Source organism: Rhizobium sp. BK112, from assembly GCF_014193215.1.
GTDB classification, from domain to species: Bacteria; Pseudomonadota; Alphaproteobacteria; order Rhizobiales; family Rhizobiaceae; genus Rhizobium; species Rhizobium anhuiense.
Window position 1 is genome coordinate 283,779 of the sequence record NZ_JACHYZ010000003.1, and the last position, 18,878, is coordinate 302,656.

Genomic DNA, 18,878 nt, shown 5'->3' on the forward strand with positions numbered 1-18,878 from the left:
ATGGAAAGGGCGCGACGTGAACCGCGCCCTTTCCTATTGGTCAGCCTTCCAGCCACTTCACCTGATCGGGCGTCAGCTTGATGTCGAGCGCCGAGAGACTGTCTTCCAGCTCGGCGACGGTGCGCGGCCCGATCAGCGGAATGACCGGGAAAGGCTGGGCGATCACATAGGCGAGCGCGATATGGATCGGATTGCGGCCGAGCTTGTTGGCCAGCTCGATGGCGCGGTCGCGGCGTCCGAAGTTGCGCTCGGAATACCAGACCCGCACGATCTCCTCATCGTCTCGCTTGTCGCGGCCGGCACGGTCGGTGAAGAAGCCGCGGCCCTGGCTCGACCAGGCAAAGTTCGGGATCTGCTTCTCGTTCAGCCACTTCTTCCAGTCGTCGTCGGAAGCGGCGACGCAACCGGCCCAGATCGGATCGAGCATCTCGGCGAGCGAGAAGTTGTTGGAGAGTGCTGCCGGCGCCGCCTTGCCGGTCTTTTCGGCATAGGCGATCGCCTCGTCGAAACGCGCCCTTGTCCAGTTCGAGCCACCGAAGATGCCGCGAATGCGGCCACGCTTGACCTCGGCATCCATGGCATCGACGAACTCGCTGACGGGCACGTCGGTGTTGTCGCGATGCATGAAATAGATGTCGACATAATCGGTCTTCAGCCGGGAAAGCGACTGGTCGAGCTGCTTTGCGATCATATCGGGATAGCAGAGCGGCGAATGCGCACCCTTGCCGATCAGCACGATCTCTTCGCGCGGCACCTTTCGGCTCGTGTGCCAGTCGCCGAAGATCGCTTCCGTCTTGCCGCCGCCATAGACATAGGCCGTGTCGAAGGCATTGCCGCCGGCTTCGTAGAAGGCGTCGAGCGTCAGCGAGGCAGAGGCGAAGTTCGGGAAGAACTCGAAGCCGAGCGTGACGACCGAGGCCGGCTTGGAAATGCCGGGGATCTGACGCTGCGGAATGCTGTTGCCACGCGCGACCGTGCCGCCGGCAATGTTTGCCGTGCGCTTACTGGCTTTCTCAACGCCGTATTCCAGACCGACCGAGGCACGCCATTGGTCGAGCACGCGCAGGTTTCCGATCGAATCCGCCCAGCTCATGCCGGGAGAGCTGAATTCCGTCTTACCGGCGCGGATGGCGTCACCCGCCGCATCGGCCTCGAAGGAGTAAAGCCAGCGGTCTTCCCTGAGCTCGACGGTTTCCCGGCTGCCGCCCTTGAAGATCTCGATCTTGCCGACGCCGCCCTTGTGGCCGGAGGCGAACCAGAAGTCCTGGACCTCGATCCGGCCTTCCGAGCCGATGATGCGCAGCACATTGTCCTGATTCGCCATGATCGAGCAGGAGACTTCGGCGATGATCTCGTTCGGGAACTTCAGCACGGCAGAGGCCCATTCATCGACGCCGCTCTCTCCGAGATGGGCGACGCCCGAGACCTTCTCGGGTTCGAGGAAGGCCTTGCCCTGCGCCGCGCCGGCAATCAGCCGGGCCATCGAAACCGGATAACCGCCGACATCGAGAATGCCGCCGCCGGCGGTATCATTGGCGAAAAGCCGGTGTTCCGGCCTATAGCTGCCCATGTTGAAGCCGAAGCTCGAACGGATGATGCGGACGGTGCCGATGACGCCGCTTTTGACGAGCTCGACCAGCTTCTCCGTCTGCGGATGCACGCGGTACATGAAGGCCTCGCCGGCAAAGACGCCGGCCTTTTTCGCCTCGTAGTAAACGGCTTCGGCATCATAGGCCGACAGCGCGATCGGCTTTTCCACCAGGATGTGCTTGCCGGCGCGGGCGGCCTTGATCGCCCATTCGGCATGGCCGGTATGGGGCACGGAGATATAGACGGCATCAACCTCAGGGTCGGAAAGCAGCGCCTCGTAGCCATTGACGATGCGGGCGCCGGGGAAATTTTCGGCAAGGCCGGGTTTTGCAGGATTGCGGGTGGCGATTGCCACCAGCTTTCCCGTGCGAGAATGGGCGACGCCGTCGGCAAAGGTGCGGGCGATGGTGCCGGGGCCGATGATGCCCCAGCGGATCGGTTGATCTGAACTCATGGAAAATCCTCTTTCGTCTTTCGGTCTTGGGATAGGTTAGCGAAGCCGCCTGCCGGCACCGTCGAAAAGGAATGTGCGGTTGGCGGGAAGGCCGACCGTCAGCGTCTCGCGATTGCCGGCGACGCGGGATTCCGGCCGCTCGATGATCAGTTGCTCGGGGCCGATGGTGGCGTAGATGTAGCTGGTATTGCCGAGGTGTTCGGCGACGTCGATGGTGACGGTGAGGTCGGCATCGCCCATGCCCGCATCGACGAAATGTTCGGGACGAATGCCGAGCGTCACCTTCGCGCCGGCTTCGATCGGATCGGCGACGGGCAGCGACAGCCGTGTATTGGTATCACTTTCCAGCGCGATCACCGCCCTGCCCGGCTGCGTCTCGATCACCACGGCCTTCAGGAAATTCATCTTCGGCGAGCCGACGAAACCGGCGACGAACTGGTTGGCGGGGTCGTCGTAAAGGTCGAGTGGCGCGCCGATCTGCTCGATATTGCCGGCGCGCAACACGACGATCCTGTCGGCGAGCGTCATCGCCTCGGTCTGGTCGTGGGTGACATAAATCATCGTCGTGCCCAGTTGCTTGTGCAGCCGGGAGATTTCGACGCGCATCTGCACGCGCAGTTCCGCATCGAGGTTCGACAAGGGTTCGTCGAACAGGAAGACCTGGGGTTCGCGGACGATGGCGCGGCCGATCGCGACGCGCTGGCGCTGGCCGCCGGAAAGCTGCTTCGGCCGCCGCTTCATCAACTCGGTGATCTGCAGGATCTCGGCGACATGGCGCACGCGCCGTTCAGTGTCGCCTTTCGGATTGCCGTTCATGCGCAGGCCGAAGCTCAGATTTTCCTCGACGGTCAGGTGCGGATAGAGCGCATAGGACTGGAACACCATGGCGATGCCGCGATCGGCCGGCTCGACGTCGTTGACGACCCTGCCGCCGATCTGAAGCTCGCCCGAGGTGATGTCCTCGAGGCCGGCGATCATCCTGAGCAGCGTGGACTTGCCGCAGCCGGAGGGGCCGACGAAGACGACGAATTCGCCGTCCTTCACCTCCAGATTGGCGCCGTGGATGATCTCAAAGCCGCCGAAGCGCTTGACGATGTTGCTGAGTGAAAGCTCTGCCATGCGGCCTCCCTATTGTTCGATTATTTGATTGCGCCGGCCGCGATGCCGGCGATGAAATGGCGCTGGAGAGCCACGAAGACGACGAGGATCGGCGCCGTCAGCAGCACCGCGCCGGCCATGATGCCGCCCCAAGAGACCTTGGTGAGGCCGATCAGCGTTCCCAATGCCACCGGCGCTGTCATCATTCCCGGTTTGGAATTGATCAGAAGCGGCCAGAGGTAGTTGTTCCACGAGGCCAGGAACAGGATGATCGCCAGTGCCGCCATGGTCGGACGCGCCAGCGGCAGCGCGATGCGCAGGAAGATCTGCCATTCCTTGACGCCTTCGACCCGAGCCGCATCAAAGAGTTCGCCCGGCATCATCGAGAAGGATTGCCGCATGAACAGCACGCCGAGCGAATTGAACAACGGTGGCACAATCAGCGCCACCCAGGTATTTGCCAGCTTGAATTCGCGTGCCACCATGATGAATTGCGGGATGACGACCACCGAAAACGGCAGCGTGATCGTGCCGAGGATGATGGCGATGACGATGGAGCGGCCGACGAAACGGTAACGCGCCAGCGCCCAGCCCGCCATCGAGGTCAGCAGTACCGACAGGACCGTATAGATGAGCGCGACGCCGACGGAGATCACCATGGCGCCGATGAAATCGGTATCGGCCTGCAGGTTCTTGAAATTCTCGACGAAATTGGTCGATGGCCAGAGCACGATATCAGGGCTGAAGATGCCGTTGTCGGGCATGGTCGAGAAGACGAACATCATCCAGAGCGGAAACAGCCAGATTATCGCCAGCGGCGCCAGTGCGGCATGCAACGCGATCTGGCGCAGCAGAAGGGATTGCGATTTGGACTTCATTTCGGATCCCTCCCGACCCAGAGATTGAGAAGCGAGATCGCCACGGCAAGGGCAGCCATCGTATAGGCGATCGCCGAGGCATAGCCGAAGTTCAGCGAAGTGAAGCCCTGGCGGTAGAGCAGCAGGCCGAGGGTCTCGGTGCCGCCGCCGGGACCGCCGCGGTTGGTGATCAGGAAGGGCTCGGTGAAGAGCTGCATGGTGCCGATCACCGAAAGAACCACGCAGAAGAGGATGATCGGCTTCAGAAGTGGCAGGGTGATATGAAAGAATTGCTGGATCTTGCTCACCCGGTCGAGTGTCGCCGCCTCGTAGACATCGTCGGGAATCGACTGCAGCCCGGCGAGAATGATGATGGCGTTGTAGCCCGCCCAGCGCCATGTGACGGCGAGGATGATCAGCGCCATGGCGGCATTCGCGTTGTCGAACCAGGAGACCGGGCTGAGACCGACGGCGGAAATCAGCTTGTTGATGATCCCGAAATCGAGGCTGAACATCAGCCGGAAGACGGCAGCATAGGCGACCTCGCCGACGACGACAGGCGCAAAGAAGGCGAAGCGGAAAAGCGGCCGCGCTTTCAGCAGCGGCGAATTGAGCATTACGGCCATGACCGTCGCAAGCGCGATCATCACCGGCACCTGAATCAGCAGGATGATCAGCGTGTTGTAAAGAGCATTGTAGAAGGCCGGGTCGTAGAAGAGCCGGCCCCAATTGGCCTGGAAACTGTATTTCCACGGGTTGATGCGGGTGTTCTGAAAGGAAATCAGGAACGAATTGATGATCGGCCAGACCCAGAAGGTGGCAAAGACCAGCAGATAGGGGGCAAGGAACGCATAGGCGCTCCGGGTTCTGAACGGCATCAAGCCTCCTCCTCACGAACGAATGACCGGCCGCTTTGCAAGCCGGGGGAAAGCCGGGCGCCTCAAGCGCCCGGCATCGTCATTCATTGCGCGATCGGAAGGCCGGTCGCTGAAGCGATCTGCTTGGCGGCATCGTCGAGAGCCGCCTTCGCATCGGGATAGCCGCCGGCAAAGAACTTCGCCTGCGTCGCCTTGAAGATGGCTTCGGCATCACTTTGGAAGGCGGTACCGCGGCTCGGCACGATCTTCGGCAGTGTCGCCAGGATATCAGCCCAGACCTTCTGGCCGCCCCAATAGGGTTGCGGCTCATTGACGAAGGGATCCTTCTCGGCCGAAAGCAGCGACGGAACCAGACCGAACTCCTTCAGCATGGTGATCTGACCCTCATCCGTGCCGAGGGCGTAGTTGACGAATTTCCAGGCGGCTTCCTTATTTGCGGACGTCGCCGAAATGGCGAGCGACGAACCGCCGAGATTGGCCGCATGCGGGCCATCAGCCGTCAGGCTCGGCATTCTGTAGACGCCCCACTTGCCCTTGAGATCGGGAGAGGTCGAGCGCACGGTGCCCTCATACCAACCGCCATACAACTGGCTTGCGGCCTTGCCGGCGGTATTGGCCTGGATCTTTTCGTCCCAGTTGGCCGCCGTCAGCGTGCCGGCGTCCTTCATTTCCTTCACTTTTTGCAGCGAAGCGACGCAGGCCGGCTGGTTGATGGTGATGTTCTGGCCGTCGGTCGAGTAATAGCCGCAGCCCTGTTCATTGGCGATCATGCGGAACCATTCGCTGTCGCCATTGAAGTCTGCCTGCGCCATGACCACGCCGGGATTGGCGGCGGAAATCTTCTTGCCGGCGGCAATGAAATCGTCCCAGGTGCTGATGGTGCTCGGATCGACGCCGGCCTTTTCGTAGAGGTCGCGGCGGTAGAAGACGGCGACAGGGCCGGAATCCCACGGCATGGCGTAAGCGACATCGCCGACCTCGAGCTCAGTGCGCTTGAAGTCAGGAAATTTTGCCTGGATCTCGGGCGTATAGCCGAGCTCTTTCAGATTGGCAAAACAATCCGGGAATCGGCTCCAGAAGATTTCAGCCTCGAAATTCTCGATGCTGACGATGTCAGGCAAGCCGTCGCCGCCGGCGGCGCAGGCAGCGAGCGTCTTGTCGAAGACCTGGCTGTTGCCGAGGTCCTCAACGGTGATTTTGATATCGGGAAACTGCTTGTTGAAGCCTGGAAGCGTGGACTTCAATGCCGATGCGGCGACATTCCAGCTCCAGATGGTAAGATTGGCCGACTGCGCGAATGCGGAGCCGGAAGCAAGCAATGCAACAGCTGCGGTCGCAGCGAGAAGTTTGAAGCGCATTGAAAATCCTCCCTTTTCAATTGCCGATCTTTCACGAACGCGGTTAGACTATCTGTAAGGGAGCGGGTGTCTCCTAAAAAGGGAACATGAATTTGGCGGAAAGTAAGGTCGGCACACGTGCAATCTACCAGCCCGGCGCGAGCAGCATCGAGGGTTTGCCGACAGCGCTGCAGATGTTTCATGCCCATCCGCCTGTTATGGCGATGCCGCACTGGCACGCGCAGGTCGAGGTCAACTACGTGATGCGCGGAACCGTTCACTACCGGATGAGCGACCACGAATTCCGGCTGAACGCCGGCGAAATGTGCCTGTTTTGGGGTGGTCAGCCGCATCAGATGGATGAATCTTCGGATGATTCGCTCTATGCCGGCGCCCATTTGCCGCTCGTCTATTTCTTCCGGCTGCGCTTGCCGATCAGCGTTTCCAGCCGACTGATGAAGGGCGAGACGCTGCTGACTTCGGCAACGGATGCCGCCGACAGCGAGAACTTCACCCGCTGGTTCCGCTATGCCAACTCAGGCGATCCCGCCAAGGCCCAGCACGCCGTCGACGAGCTGCTGCTGCGCATCGAGCGGATCGCGCTCGAACCCTATTCGATGACGTCGCAGGCGGCCATCAATCTCGACGGCGATCAACCGTATCCGCATTCCTCGCGCAGCGTCGCGCGCATGTGCGATTTCATCGCCGCCAATTTCCTGCAGGACATCGATTCGGTCGATATCGCCCGCGCCGCCGATCTGCATCCGAAATATGCGATGAACCTGTTCAAGCGATCGACTGGCATGACGCTCAGCAAATACGTGACGCTGCTGCGGCTGTCGCGCGCTCAGGCGATGCTGATGAGCGAGGGCGCCAACGTGCTGCAGGTGGCGATGGACAGCGGCTTCGGCTCGATCAGCGCCTTCAACAAATCCTTCCGCCACATCGCCGGCATGTCGCCGTCGGACTTCCGCCGTGACATCCGGCTGGTGACGACGGTCCCGGCCGGCGCTTTCCGGAACTAACTCAGGGCAGCCGCAATTCGGCGTTCTGTGCGTTCTGCCTGGGGCCTTGTTTTCCGCTGGGCAAAAAAGAACCAGCGCCTAAGCTGGCGGCAGAATACGCACATTTTCTGTGCAAGTGCATGCACTATTGCATTTGCTGGGGAATTGGCGCCATCGACCTCTCAATAAAATCAACGGTTTATAATTTGGCACGCACTTTGCTTCGATAGTTGCAGAGTTGGTGGCTAGGGTTCCGGCGTCGCAAGGCGTGGCTGGTCCGAGAGCTACCACCGGCAGGGGAGACATCCCGCCGGGTGCACGGCGGGACAAAAGCCCGGGAGACCTCGTAAGCCAAGGGATTGGCGGCACGATGGTCATTGCCGATCCCTTTTGAAGAAAAGCAAAAGGGGAATTTCAATGCAGACTTTTTCGAAGATCCTATCGATCACCGCCCTGACGGCGTCCCTGGCGCTCGGGCTCGGCTCCATCGCCAAGGCCGAACAGAAGGCCGATTTCAAGGTCGCCTGGTCGATCTATGTCGGCTGGATGCCCTGGGGTTATGCTGCTGATCACGGCATCGTCAAGAAATGGGCCGACAAATACGGCATCAAGATCGAGGTCACCCAGTTCAACGACTATGTCGAATCGATGAACCAATATACCGCAGGCGCCTTCGACGCCGTGACGTTGACCAATATGGACGGCCTGTCGATCCCGGCCGCCGGCGGCGTTGATACGACAGCGGTCATCGTCGGCGATTTCTCGAACGGCAATGATGCCGTTATCCTCAAGGACAAGGCGAGCCTTGCCGACATCAAGGGACAGAACGTCAATCTCGTCGAATTTTCCGTTTCGCACTATCTGCTGGCCCGCGCGCTCGAAAGCATCAAGCTGACCGAGCGCGACGTTAAGGTGGTCAACACCTCCGATGCCGACATGGTCGCCGCCTATAAGACGGCTGACGTGACCGCAGTTGTCACCTGGAACCCGCTGGTCTCGACCATCCTCGAGGATCCCACCGCCAAGAAGGTGTTCGACAGCTCGCAGGTGCCGGGCGAGATCATCGACCTGATGGTCGCCAATTCAGGCGTGCTGAAGGACAATCCGAATTTCGGCAAGGCACTCGCCGGCATCTGGTATGAAACCGCTGCACTGCTGACTGCCGACAGTGCCGACGGCAAGGCTGCGCGCGAAGCGATGGGCCAGGCATCGGGCACCGATCTCAAGGGTTTCGAATCCCAGCTTGCCGCCACCAAGCTGTTTGCCAAGCCGGCCGATGCCGTTGCCTTCACTGCCTCAGGCAGCCTGCCGAAGACAATGGATCTTGTCCGCAACTTCCTGTTCGAAAAAGGCTTGCTCGGCAATGGCGCGCCATCGGCAGACGTCATCGGCATCGAAATGCCGGATGGCAAGATCCTCGGCGACAGTGGCAACGTCAAGTTGCGCTTCACCGAGACTTACATGAAGGCGGCCGCCGACGGTTCGCTCTGAGCGATGTCCAAGCAGCGGTGCGGTCTTGACCGCGCCGCCCAATCTTCATCAGCGGAGCTTTCCTCATGCGCTGGATCAACACGAGGCCGAGCCGGGGCGCGCAGCTTGCCTTGACGCTGCTGCCCTTCGTGCTGCTGATCGTTGCCTACACGATGGGCTCGGCGGCACGGCTGGCGGAAAACGCCAATGACAAGCTGTTGCCCGGTCTTGCCGGGTTTGCCGATGCGATCGATCGCCTGGCCTTCGTCGCCGATCCGCGCACCGGCGAATATCTGCTCTGGTCCGATACGGGGGCGAGCCTGATCCGCCTGCTTGCAGGCCTCGGCATCTCCACGATCACCGCGCTCGTCATCGGCATGCTGATCGGCATGCTGCCATATCTCCGGGCGCTGCTCTCCCCCTTCGTCGCCGTCATCTCGATGGTGCCGCCGCTGGCGCTGCTGCCGATCCTGTTCATTGCCATGGGGCTCGGCGAAGCCTCGAAGATCGCGCTCATTGTCATCGGCGTTGCGCCGACGATGATCCGCGACCTTGCGCTGAAGGCGCTGGAGCTGCCGCGTGAGCAGATCGTCAAAGCTGAAACGCTCGGCGGCTCCTCCTGGCAGATCGGCCTCCGTGTCGTGCTGCCGCAGATCCTGCCCCGGCTGATCACCTGCCTCCGGCTTCAGCTCGGCCCCGCCTGGCTGTTCCTGATTGCGGCCGAGGCGATCTCGTCGGATTCCGGCCTCGGTTACCGCATCTTCCTCGTGCGCCGCTACCTCTCGATGGACGTCATCTTTCCCTATGTCGTCTGGATCACGCTGCTCGCCGTGGTCATGAATTACATTCTCGATCGCATCCGCATTGCCATCTTCCCCTGGTCGGAACTGGAGAAGCAGGCATGAGCGAGTTGGTGATCGAAAAGGTCTGGAAGGAATACGGCGACCAGATCGTCCTGGAAGATGTGTCGCTGACTGTCGCCTCGCGCGCCTTCGTCGCCCTCGTCGGTCCCTCCGGCTGCGGCAAGTCGACGTTCCTGCGCATGCTGCTCGGCCAGGAACGGCCAACGCGCGGCACGATCCTGCTGGACGGCGAAGCTCTGCCGCAGGAGCCAGGTCCGGATCGGGGCGTCGTCTTCCAGCGCTATTCGGTTTTCCCGCATCTGACTGTGCTCGGCAATGTGCTGCTGGGGCGGGAACTCTCGGGGTCTCGCTATAAAGCCAAGCTTTTCGGCGCTGCCCGTCGCAACGCCATTGACGAAGCCCGGCGGCTGATCGGTGAAGTCGGCCTTTCCGGCGCCGAGGACAAATATCCGGCGCAACTGTCAGGCGGCATGCAGCAGCGCCTGGCGCTGGCGCAGGCGCTGATCATGAAACCGAAGGTGTTGCTGCTCGATGAGCCCTTCGGCGCGCTCGACCCCGGCATCCGCGCCGAGATCCACACCTTGATGAAGCGGCTCTGGCACGAAACGCAGATGACCGTCGTCATGGTAACGCACGACATGCGCGAGGCCTTCACGCTGGCGACGCGCGTCGTCGCCTTCGAGCGTCGGCGTGACCGCCCGGAGGAAAAAGAGCGCTACGGCGCGACGATCACCAAGGACATTTCGATCTGGCCGCCCAGGCTTGCCGGCGCGCCCTCCGTCTTCAGCCCCGACCGGGACGGCCCGGTCATTTCTCTGGGCCCTCGCCGGGACGACCCGGCTTCCAGTCCGTCAGGAGAAAAACCATGATGCATGTCAGACGTTCGCCCGAAGAGATCGCCGCCAACCGGCAGCGTTACGAAGAACATCAGAAGAAGGGGCTGGAATTTGCGCCGAAGGCCCTGCCGGCGCCGAGCCCCCTGCCCGCCCCCGCAATCGATGCGGCTGCGATCATCCATCAGGAAACCATCCCCGGCGGCTGGTATTGGTCGACTGCGGTCAAGCGCGGCGAAGCGCTCCGCATCGACCAGGGCGAAGGCGCATCGACCGTGGCGCTCGTCGCCTGGAACGCCGCTGACACCAGCGAACGGCTCAATCTCGTCGATACGGTCAAGGTGCAGTGGACGACCGCCCTCGGCAAGGGCCGCGTCATCTTCTCGGATATGGGCCGAGTGATGTTTTCGCTGATCGAGGACAGTTCGGGCGCCCATGACTGCCTGATGGGCGGATCGACGGCAGCCTCGAATGCCACAAAATATCCTCACGTCAGGACCCGCAACACCCGCGACAATCTCGTGCTCGTCGCCGGCAAGCTTGGTCTTGCCAGGCGTGACATCCCGGGGATTCTCAATCTCTTTGCGCCTGTCCGCGTCGACGACGCCGGCGGCTTCCACTGGCGCGGCAAGCTCTCCAACAGCGGCGATTATGCCGAGCTGCGCGCCGAAATGGACATGATCGTCGGCTTCTCGAATTGCCCGCATCCGCTCGATCCCGACCCGGTCTACGCGCCGAAGCCGGTGATCGTCACGCGCTATCGCGCGCCTTCGCCCGCAGCCGACGATCTCTCGCGCACCGCGACCGCTGAAGCCCTTCGCGGCTTTGAGAACAATGCCGCGATGCTGGCCTGAGGGAGGATTGTAATGACCGATTTCATCAAGACTTCAGCTTCGCGCAGCCTCGAAAACGCCGTGCAGGATCATTTCATTCCGGCCGAGGCGCCATGGTCCGGTATCATCCGCAAGGGCCAGACCATCCGCATCGAGGACAGCTACGGCCAGCAGGCGATCGACACGCTGTTTTATCGCGCCGATGATTTTGCCGAGCGTTATTCCAACCAGGATACGATGCGGGCGCAGGGTGGCGCCTATATCGGCACCGGCACGAAGATCATCTCGAACGAAGGCAACGTCATGCTGGTCATGACCGCCGACAGCTGCGGCCGCCATGACACATCAGCCGGCGCCTGCTCCTGCGAGAGCAACACCGTGCGCTTCGGCCACGGCACGAAATACCTGCATGCCTGCCGCGACAATTTCGTGCTCGAGGTGACCAAACACGGCATGAGCAAGCGCGACATCGTGCCGAACATCAATTTCTTCATGAACGTGCCGATCAAGCCGAACGGCGAGATGACCATCGTCGACGGCATCTCGGCACCAGGTGACTATGTCGAACTGGTGGCCGAGATGGACGTGCTCTGCGTCATCTCCAATTGCCCGCAGATCAACAATCCCTGCAACGGCTTCGATCCGACGCCGATCCGGGTGCTGATCTGGGACGGCGAGGACTGACCGATGTTCACCAAGGTCCTTATCGCCAATCGCGGCGAAATCGCCGTCCGCGTCATTCGCACATTGAAGCAGATGGGCATCGCTTCGGTCGCCGTCTATTCCGATGCCGACCGGTTCTCGAAGCCGGCGCTGACCGCCGACGAGGCCGTCCGCCTCGGCCCGGCGCCTGCCGGGGAAAGCTATCTGAACGTCGATGCCGTCATCGCCGCCTGCAAGGCGACGGGCGCTGAGGCCGTGCATCCGGGCTATGGGTTCCTGTCGGAGAATATCGGCTTTGCCGAGCGGCTCGCCGCCGAAGGTATCGCCTTCATCGGCCCGCGGCCGGAGCATTTGTCGGCCTTCGGCCTGAAGCACACGGCGCGCGAGCTGGCGAAAGCGAGCGGCGTGCCGCTGCTGCCCGGCACCGATCTCTTGCAGAGCGTCGAAGAGGCGCTTTCGTCTGCCGAGACCGTCGGTTATCCCGTCATGCTGAAAAGCACGGCGGGCGGCGGCGGTATCGGCATGCAGCTCTGCACCGATGCGGCCGGCCTCAAGGCCTCTTTCGAAAGCGTGCAGCGGACCGCGCGCGCCAGCTTCGGCGACGCGCGGGTCTATATCGAGCGTTTCGTTGCCGAAGCGCGCCATGTCGAGGTGCAGATTTTCGGCGACGGCAAGGGCGGAGTGATTGCGCTCGGCGAACGCGACTGCTCGCTGCAGCGGCGGAACCAGAAGGTCGTCGAGGAGACGCCTGCGCCTGGCCTTTCCGCGGAGACAAGGGCGCGACTGCACAAGGCGGCGGTCGACTTGGGACGCTCGGTGTCCTACGAATCGGCCGGCACTGTCGAATTCATCTACGATCCCCAGCGCGAGGAATTCTATTTCCTCGAGGTCAATACCCGCCTGCAGGTCGAGCATCCCGTCACCGAAGCCGTCTTCGGCATCGACCTCGTCGAATGGATGATCCGTCAGGCGGCGGGCGAGGATGTGCTCTCGGCTGCTCGGGCCCTGACGCCGAAGGGTGCGGCGATCGAGATGCGGATCTATGCGGAGATGCCGCATGCCGATTTCCGCCCAAGCGCCGGCCTGCTGACCGAAGTCGTTTTCCCCAACAATGCCCGCGTCGACGGTTGGATCGAGACGGGAACCGAGGTCACGCCCTTCTATGACCCGATGCTCGCCAAGCTGATCGTGGCGGCGGAAGACCGGCCGGCGGCGATCGCGAAGCTGAAGGCAGCCCTCGCCGCAACATCGATATCCGGCATCGAGACCAATCTCGCTTATCTCAGGGCGATCTCCGCTTCCGAACTGCTTGCCGACGCCAAGGTGGCGACGACGGCACTACGCGATTTTGCTTTCGTTCCCGATGTCGTCGAGGTACTCGCGCCCGGCGCACAGTCGAGCATCCAGGAACTGCCGGGCCGGCTCGGCCTTTGGCATGTCGGCGTGCCGCCGAGCGGACCGATGGACGAGCGCTCCTTCCGCCATGCCAACCGGCTGGTCGGCAATGACGATGTGACGGCTGCGCTGGAGTTGACCGTTTCCGGTCCGACATTGCGGTTTTATGCCGACCAGACGATCGCGCTTGCCGGCGCGCGGATGCCAATGACATGCGACGGCGTAAAATTGCCACATGACGCCCCGGTGACAATCCGGGCGGGTCAGGTTCTGTCGATCGGTTCGATCGAAGGACCGGGACAACGCGCCTATCTCGCCGTCGCCGGTGGTTTTGCCGCTCCCGTTGTGCTCGGCTCCCGCGCGACCTTCGGCCTCGGCCAGTTCGGCGGCAACGCCACTGGCACGCTGAAGACAGGGCATGTGCTGCATTTTGCGCGCCAGGCACCGGTCGAACCGGTAAGACCTGCGACGGAGCCCGCCGCCTTGACGCGTGAATGGGATGTCGGCGTCGTCTATGGCCCGCATGGTGCGCCCGATTTCTTCGAGGCTAGCGATATCGAGGCGCTGTTTTCGACGGCCTACGAGGTGCATTTCAACAGCGCCCGCACCGGGGTGCGCCTGATCGGCCCGGCCCCGCATTGGGCACGTAGCGATGGCGGCGAGGCGGGGCTGCACCCCTCCAACCTGCACGACAATGCCTATGCGATCGGGGCGATCGATTTTACCGGCGACATGCCGATCATTCTCGGCCCTGACGGTCCGAGCCTTGGCGGCTTCGTCTGCCCGGCGGTGATTGCCCGAGACGAGCAATGGAAAATGGGTCAGTTCAAACCCGGCGACCGCATCCGTTTTCATGCCTTGGCACGGCCGGAAGACCCGATCGCCGGGCCGGCTGTCCGGCGGCCCCCGGAAGAAACAGGTTCGCCGATCGTCGGCGCCAGCGAGGATGGCCCGGTTTCGGTCGTCTATCGCCGCCAGGGCGACGACAATCTGCTCGTCGAATATGGGCCGATGACGCTCGATATCGCGCTGCGGCTGCGGGTGCATCTATTGATGCAGGCGGTCGTGGAGGCCCGCCTCCCCGGCGTCATCGACCTCACCCCCGGTATCCGGTCGCTGCAGATCCATTATGACGGCACGCAGTTGACGCGCCGGCGCCTGCTCGGGCTGCTCTCCGAGATCGAGGCGACGCTTCCGGCGGCCCAGGAGGTCACGGTGCCGAGCCGCATCGTGCATCTGCCGCTTTCCTGGAACGATCCGGATGCGGAGCTTGCCATGAGCAAATATCAGGAGCTCGTGCGCCCGAATGCGCCCTGGTGCCCCTCGAATATCGAGTTCATCCGCCGCATCAATGGTCTTGCCGATGAACAGGCCGTTCGCGATATCGTCTTTGAAGCCAGCTACTTGGTGCTGGGTCTCGGCGACGTCTATCTCGGCGCGCCGGTTGCGACCCCGACGGATCCGCGCCACCGCCTCGTGACGACGAAATATAATCCCGCCCGCACCTGGACGCCGGAAAATGCCGTCGGCATCGGCGGCGCCTATATGTGCATCTACGGCATGGAAGGACCGGGCGGCTACCAGCTCTTTGGCCGCACCATCCAGGTCTGGAACACGTGGCGGGAGACACCGGCTTTTGCCAGGGGCAAACCTTGGTTGCTGAATTTCTTCGACCAGATCCGTTTCTTCCCCGTGAGCAATCAGGAGCTAACGGAGGCGCGCGCCGCCTTCCCGCATGGCGGTTATCCGATCCGGATCGAGGAGACGGAATTCTCCTATGCCGCCTATGAGAAGGAATTGCAGGCGAATGCGGCGTCGATCGGCCGCTTCAAGGCAACGCAGCAGGCCGCCTTCGAGGCCGAACGCCAGCGCTGGAAGGACGCCGGTCTCGACAGCTTCGTCACCGATGAAGGCACAGGCGAAAGCCCGGATGGGGATATTCCCGACGGCTGCTTCGGAGTTGCCAGCGCCGTGCCCGGCAATATCTGGAAATTGCTGGTCGAGCCGGGCGCCCCGGTTGCGGCCGGCGATACACTCGCCATCATCGAATCGATGAAAATGGAAATCAACGTCACCGCCCATGCGGCAGGCCGCGTCCGCGACCTGCGCGCCGCGCCGGGAAGAAACGTCAAAGCGGGCGATATCATCGTCGTTCTGGAGGAATGCTGACATGCTGCCGACCATTCTCGATCTCTCAAGCCTTCGCGCCGCCTATCAATCCGGCCTGACGCCGCTCGACGCCATCGAAGAGGTGATTGCGCGGCGTGCCGCCTCGAAAGATCCGGCAATCTTCATCACCCCGGTGCCCGACGAAGAGCTGCGCGCCGCCGCCAAAGCCTTGATGGCACGTGCGCCCGAGGCAAATAGCCTGCCGCTCTGGGGCGTGCCCTTCGCGGTGAAAGACAATATCGATGCCGCCGGCCTGCCGACGACTGCTGCCTGCCCGGCCTATGCGTATCGGCCGGAGGCGGACTCCACCGTCGTTGCCCGGTTGAAGGCCGCCGGCGCGCTCGTCATCGGAAAGACCAATCTCGACCAGTTCGCGACCGGCCTCAACGGCACGCGCTCGCCCCATGGCGCGCCGCGTTCGGTCTTCGATGCGGCCTATATCTCAGGCGGTTCGAGTTCCGGATCGGCGGTCACCGTGGCCTCCGGCCTCGCGGCCTTTGCGCTCGGCACCGATACGGCCGGCTCCGGCCGTGTGCCGGCTGCCTTCAACAATCTGGTCGGCATCAAGCCGACCCCGGGTCTCTTGCCGAATACCGGCGCCATACCGGCCTGCAAGAGCGTCGACTGCATCACGATCTTTGCCGCGACCGTCGGCGACGGTGTTGCGATCCGCAAGGTCGCCGAAGGCTTCGATGCCGCCGATGCTTTTTCCCGCCACGCCAAGCCGGCGAACCTGCCGGTATCGGGGTTGCGCATCGGCGTCCTTGCTGGCGCCGAGCGGGAATTCTTCGGCGACAAGGAGGTGGAGGCGCTCTACGATCAGGCGATCGAGCGGGCCAGAGCGCTCGGCGCGACCATCGTGCCGTTCGATTACGCACCATTCCGCGAGGCCGCCGCCCTTCTCTATGACGGGCCGTGGGTCGCCGAACGTCTGGCGGCGGTCGAGACCTTCCTCGCCACGAACGCGGCCGATTTCGACCCGACGGTGCGCGGGATTATCGAAGGCGCCAAGGGCAAGACCGCGGTCGAGGCCTTCAACGGCCGCTACCGGCTGGAAGAATTGCGCCGCAGGACCGAAGCCGAATGGGAAAAGGCGGATGTGCTTCTGCTGCCGACCGCTCCGACCACCTATACGGTTGCCGACATGCAGGCCAATCCCGTCGTGCTCAACGGTCGCCTCGGCCGCTACACCAATTTCGTCAACCTGCTCGATTGCGCTGCGATCGCCGTTCCGGCCGGTTTCGGAAAGGGTGGCCTGCCAGGTGGGGTGACGGTGATCGCCCCTGCCTTCACCGACGATGCGCTGGCGCCGCTTGCCGATGCGCTGCACCGTGCCGCAGGTTCCGGCATGGGCATCGACCGGCAGGCGGCGATCCCCGAAGCCAGTCGTGTTGCGCCTGGCGATGACGGTTTCATCGAAATCGCGGTCGTTGGGGCGCATCTGACCGGCATGCCGCTCAATCACGAACTGGCCGGCGGGCGTCTGGTCAAGACCTGCCGCACATCAGGCGATTATCGCCTCTTCGTTCTGCCCAATACCACGCCGCCGAAGCCGGGGCTGCTGCGCGAACCCGGCCATAAGGGTCAGGGGCTGGAGGTCGAGGTCTGGGCACTGCCGGCCGATGCTTTCGGCAGGTTCGTCCAGAAGATTCCGGCACCCCTCGGCATCGGCAAGCTGGTGCTCGAAGATGGCTCCAGCGTCTCCGGCTTCGTCTGCGAAGCGCATGCGGTGAAGGGTGCCGAGGAAATCACCGCGCTTGGCGGCTGGCGCAACTATATCCGCGCCAAATTGGCGAGCTGAGGGGAGCCTTTCATGGCGGCAAAGCTCATCCGGCGCCTGATCGATCTGCTGCGGGACGGTCTGGCCGCCCGCAGCGAAGCGATCGGCAGCACCTGCGTCAACCCTGGCGGCTCTGGGAGCGTTCGGCAAGCTCGACGATGATGCCGTCGGGGTCGCGAACGAAGGCAATCTTGTTCAGCATCTCGGAGTGGACGGCGAAGCGCGGCCGCTCCTTGATCTCGACGCCCGCCTGTTCAAGGCGGGCGAAGGTCTCCTCGACATTGTCGAAATGGAAGGTGAGGTGCCGGACGCCGGCCGTATCTTCAGGCACGTCGACCGCCCGCGAAGCGCCGCCGGGCGGCGCGAAGATCTCCAGCATGCCGCCGCCTGCATCGAGGAACGCCACCTGCATGCCATTCGCCATCGTCTTGCGCAGCACGAGGCTGAGGCCAAGCAGGCCGCAGTAAAAATCGATAGCACGGTCCATATCGCCGACCGTCATGCCGACATGCTCGAAGGATTTCAGCATGAGAGAGCCCTTCCCGATTCAGACCGTAGCGGCGCTGCGCCACTCCCCCGCCGGAAGCCAGGAGCGATAGAGCGGATGATCGGCGGCGATCGGCATCGGCGTCGGCCGGCCGGTGCGCTGCGAGAAATAGGCGGCTGTCACCAGCTCCAGCGAATTGCGGGCATCCTGCAGCGTCACCGGCGGCTCCTTGTCCTCAACGATCGCCTTATGAAAGAGCTCGAACTGACGGGTGTAGCCATCTTCGCCTGGCACATAGCCAGCGAGCGCCGCGTCGATCCGCGCCTGATGCTCCTCCGTTCCGGCGACGAACGTCCACGGATCACGGCCCATCGTATAGGGTTCGATGATGCTTTCGGCGACGAGGTCGTTGAAGCAGAAGCGCAGCCGCGAGATCTCCTTGCGCGAACCCAGCGTCATCGACAGCGTCGCCAGCGAGCCGTTCTGCATCTTCACCGAAAGGGCTGCCGTGTCCTCGACCTCGATCGGATTGACCAGTGTCGCGCCATAGGAAAACACTTCGGCGCAGGGGCCATGGACATAATTCAGCATATCATGCGCGTGGATGGCGTGACCAAGAAGACCGCCACCGAGTTCGCTTGCCCATTTGCCGCGCCATGGCACGGCATAATAATCCGGGCCGCGCCACCAATGGGTTTCGATCGTCGTCAGGAACGGTTTGCCGGCAAGACCGCGCTCGATCAGTAGCTTCAGCTTCTGCAGGCCGGAGCCGTAGCGGTACTGGAAGATCGGCATCAGCTTCCTGCCGGGGAACCGAGCAAGGATGCGGCCCATCTCGTCGACCTCGGCAATCGAGCCGAAAAGCGGCTTCTCACAGATCACGTGCTTGCCGGATTCGATGCCCTTGCGGCAGAGTTCGAAATGCGAGCTCGGCGGCGTCGAAATGTCGATGATGTCGAGATCGTCACGGGCAAACAGCGAATCGGCATCCTGGGTGTATTCAGCAATGCCGTACTCCTCGCACAGCGCCCGGCCGCGCTCCTCGTCGAGCGAGCAGAGCACAGGAACCTCGAAAAGCTCCTTGTTCCAGCCGAAGCCGGCCAGATGCCGCGCAGCGATGCCTGCGCCGATGACACCGACGCGCAATTTCCTGGTCATGATATCCTC

At 62.7% G+C, this 18,878-nt stretch carries 15 protein-coding genes and 1 riboswitch; of the genes, 8 read left to right on the top strand and 7 right to left on the bottom strand.

Annotated features, from left to right (window positions below):
• Positions 1-40: 40 nt before the first annotated feature.
• From FHT75_RS10800 to FHT75_RS10820, 5 genes are all read right to left on the bottom strand, one after another.
• Complete coding sequence (locus FHT75_RS10800) at positions 41-2,044, bottom strand: aldo/keto reductase (protein ID WP_097630954.1); 2,004 nt, start codon at positions 2,042-2,044, stop codon at positions 41-43.
• Positions 2,045-2,080: 36 nt separating this feature from the next.
• Positions 2,081-3,163, bottom strand: coding sequence for an ABC transporter ATP-binding protein (locus FHT75_RS10805; protein ID WP_097544040.1), 1,083 nt, complete (start codon positions 3,161-3,163; stop codon positions 2,081-2,083).
• Between the two features lie 20 nt (positions 3,164-3,183).
• Entirely contained in the window at positions 3,184-4,020 is an 837-nt protein-coding gene (locus tag FHT75_RS10810; RefSeq protein ID WP_063476083.1) for a carbohydrate ABC transporter permease, read from the bottom strand.
• Entirely contained in the window at positions 4,017-4,877 is an 861-nt protein-coding gene (locus FHT75_RS10815) for a carbohydrate ABC transporter permease (protein WP_028757496.1), read from the bottom strand. Before FHT75_RS10815 ends, FHT75_RS10810 begins: the two co-directional genes overlap by 4 nt.
• A gap of 83 nt (positions 4,878-4,960) precedes the next feature.
• Entirely contained in the window at positions 4,961-6,235 is a 1,275-nt protein-coding gene (locus tag FHT75_RS10820; RefSeq protein ID WP_047614940.1) for an extracellular solute-binding protein, read from the bottom strand.
• Between the two features lie 86 nt (positions 6,236-6,321).
• Between FHT75_RS10820 and FHT75_RS10825 the strand changes: the two genes are divergently transcribed.
• The 8 genes from FHT75_RS10825 (at position 6,322) to atzF (ending at position 17,245) form a co-directional block, all read left to right on the top strand.
• Positions 6,322-7,239 carry a helix-turn-helix domain-containing protein gene (locus FHT75_RS10825; protein ID WP_097630955.1) on the top strand — a complete coding sequence of 306 codons (918 nt, stop codon included), beginning with the start codon at positions 6,322-6,324 and terminating at the stop codon, positions 7,237-7,239.
• Positions 7,240-7,452: 213 nt separating this feature from the next.
• Positions 7,453-7,561: riboswitch (guanidine-I (ykkC/yxkD leader) on the top strand.
• A gap of 74 nt (positions 7,562-7,635) precedes the next feature.
• The gene (locus FHT75_RS10830; protein ID WP_047613073.1) at positions 7,636-8,709 is read left to right on the top strand and encodes a putative urea ABC transporter substrate-binding protein; all 1,074 of its coding nucleotides are present in this window, start codon (positions 7,636-7,638) and stop codon (positions 8,707-8,709) included.
• 65 nt (positions 8,710-8,774) lie between these two features.
• Positions 8,775-9,593 carry an ABC transporter permease gene (locus FHT75_RS10835; protein WP_063476081.1) on the top strand — a complete coding sequence of 273 codons (819 nt, stop codon included), beginning with the start codon at positions 8,775-8,777 and terminating at the stop codon, positions 9,591-9,593.
• The gene (locus FHT75_RS10840; protein ID WP_063476080.1) at positions 9,590-10,420 is read left to right on the top strand and encodes an ABC transporter ATP-binding protein; all 831 of its coding nucleotides are present in this window, start codon (positions 9,590-9,592) and stop codon (positions 10,418-10,420) included. Before FHT75_RS10835 ends, FHT75_RS10840 begins: the two co-directional genes overlap by 4 nt.
• Entirely contained in the window at positions 10,417-11,238 is an 822-nt protein-coding gene (locus FHT75_RS10845) for an urea amidolyase associated protein UAAP1 (protein ID WP_063476079.1), read from the top strand. The genes FHT75_RS10840 and FHT75_RS10845 overlap by 4 nt, the downstream gene beginning before the upstream one ends.
• A gap of 12 nt (positions 11,239-11,250) precedes the next feature.
• Positions 11,251-11,901, top strand: a complete 651-nt coding sequence (locus tag FHT75_RS10850) for an urea amidolyase associated protein UAAP2 (protein WP_063476078.1) — start codon at positions 11,251-11,253, stop codon at positions 11,899-11,901.
• A 3-nt stretch (positions 11,902-11,904) separates the two neighbouring features.
• Positions 11,905-15,444: an urea carboxylase gene (gene uca / locus FHT75_RS10855; RefSeq protein WP_183844812.1), complete on the top strand. Its 3,540-nt coding sequence runs from the start codon at positions 11,905-11,907 to the stop codon at positions 15,442-15,444.
• 1 nt (position 15,445) lies between these two features.
• Positions 15,446-17,245 carry an allophanate hydrolase gene (gene atzF, locus FHT75_RS10860; protein ID WP_097630958.1) on the top strand — a complete coding sequence of 600 codons (1,800 nt, stop codon included), beginning with the start codon at positions 15,446-15,448 and terminating at the stop codon, positions 17,243-17,245.
• 97 nt (positions 17,246-17,342) lie between these two features.
• On the opposite strand, the gene FHT75_RS10865 is transcribed toward atzF, so the two are convergent.
• Positions 17,343-17,753, bottom strand: a complete 411-nt coding sequence (locus FHT75_RS10865; RefSeq protein ID WP_047613059.1) for a VOC family protein — start codon at positions 17,751-17,753, stop codon at positions 17,343-17,345.
• Positions 17,754-17,771: 18 nt separating this feature from the next.
• Positions 17,772-18,869, bottom strand: a complete 1,098-nt coding sequence (locus FHT75_RS10870) for a Gfo/Idh/MocA family protein (protein ID WP_047613058.1) — start codon at positions 18,867-18,869, stop codon at positions 17,772-17,774.
• Positions 18,870-18,878: the final 9 nt, after the last annotated feature.

Bases quoted from the DNA above. Each gene is read 5' to 3' on its own strand.
- FHT75_RS10865 (WP_047613059.1), bottom strand. From the start codon at position 17,753: ATGCTGAAATCCTTCGAGCATGTCGGCATGACGGTCGGCGATATGGAC.
- FHT75_RS10845 (WP_063476079.1), top strand. From the start codon at position 10,417: ATGATGCATGTCAGACGTTCGCCCGAAGAGATCGCCGCCAACCGGCAG.
- FHT75_RS10835 (WP_063476081.1), top strand. From the start codon at position 8,775: ATGCGCTGGATCAACACGAGGCCGAGCCGGGGCGCGCAGCTTGCCTTG.
- FHT75_RS10830 (WP_047613073.1), top strand. From the start codon at position 7,636: ATGCAGACTTTTTCGAAGATCCTATCGATCACCGCCCTGACGGCGTCC.
- FHT75_RS10825 (WP_097630955.1), top strand. From the start codon at position 6,322: ATGAATTTGGCGGAAAGTAAGGTCGGCACACGTGCAATCTACCAGCCC.
- FHT75_RS10840 (WP_063476080.1), top strand. From the start codon at position 9,590: ATGAGCGAGTTGGTGATCGAAAAGGTCTGGAAGGAATACGGCGACCAG.
- atzF (WP_097630958.1), top strand. From the start codon at position 15,446: ATGCTGCCGACCATTCTCGATCTCTCAAGCCTTCGCGCCGCCTATCAA.
- FHT75_RS10805 (WP_097544040.1), bottom strand. From the start codon at position 3,163: ATGGCAGAGCTTTCACTCAGCAACATCGTCAAGCGCTTCGGCGGCTTT.
- FHT75_RS10815 (WP_028757496.1), bottom strand. From the start codon at position 4,877: ATGCCGTTCAGAACCCGGAGCGCCTATGCGTTCCTTGCCCCCTATCTG.
- FHT75_RS10850 (WP_063476078.1), top strand. From the start codon at position 11,251: ATGACCGATTTCATCAAGACTTCAGCTTCGCGCAGCCTCGAAAACGCC.
- FHT75_RS10820 (WP_047614940.1), bottom strand. From the start codon at position 6,235: ATGCGCTTCAAACTTCTCGCTGCGACCGCAGCTGTTGCATTGCTTGCT.
- FHT75_RS10870 (WP_047613058.1), bottom strand. From the start codon at position 18,869: ATGACCAGGAAATTGCGCGTCGGTGTCATCGGCGCAGGCATCGCTGCG.
- FHT75_RS10810 (WP_063476083.1), bottom strand. From the start codon at position 4,020: ATGAAGTCCAAATCGCAATCCCTTCTGCTGCGCCAGATCGCGTTGCAT.
- uca (WP_183844812.1), top strand. From the start codon at position 11,905: ATGTTCACCAAGGTCCTTATCGCCAATCGCGGCGAAATCGCCGTCCGC.
- FHT75_RS10800 (WP_097630954.1), bottom strand. From the start codon at position 2,044: ATGAGTTCAGATCAACCGATCCGCTGGGGCATCATCGGCCCCGGCACC.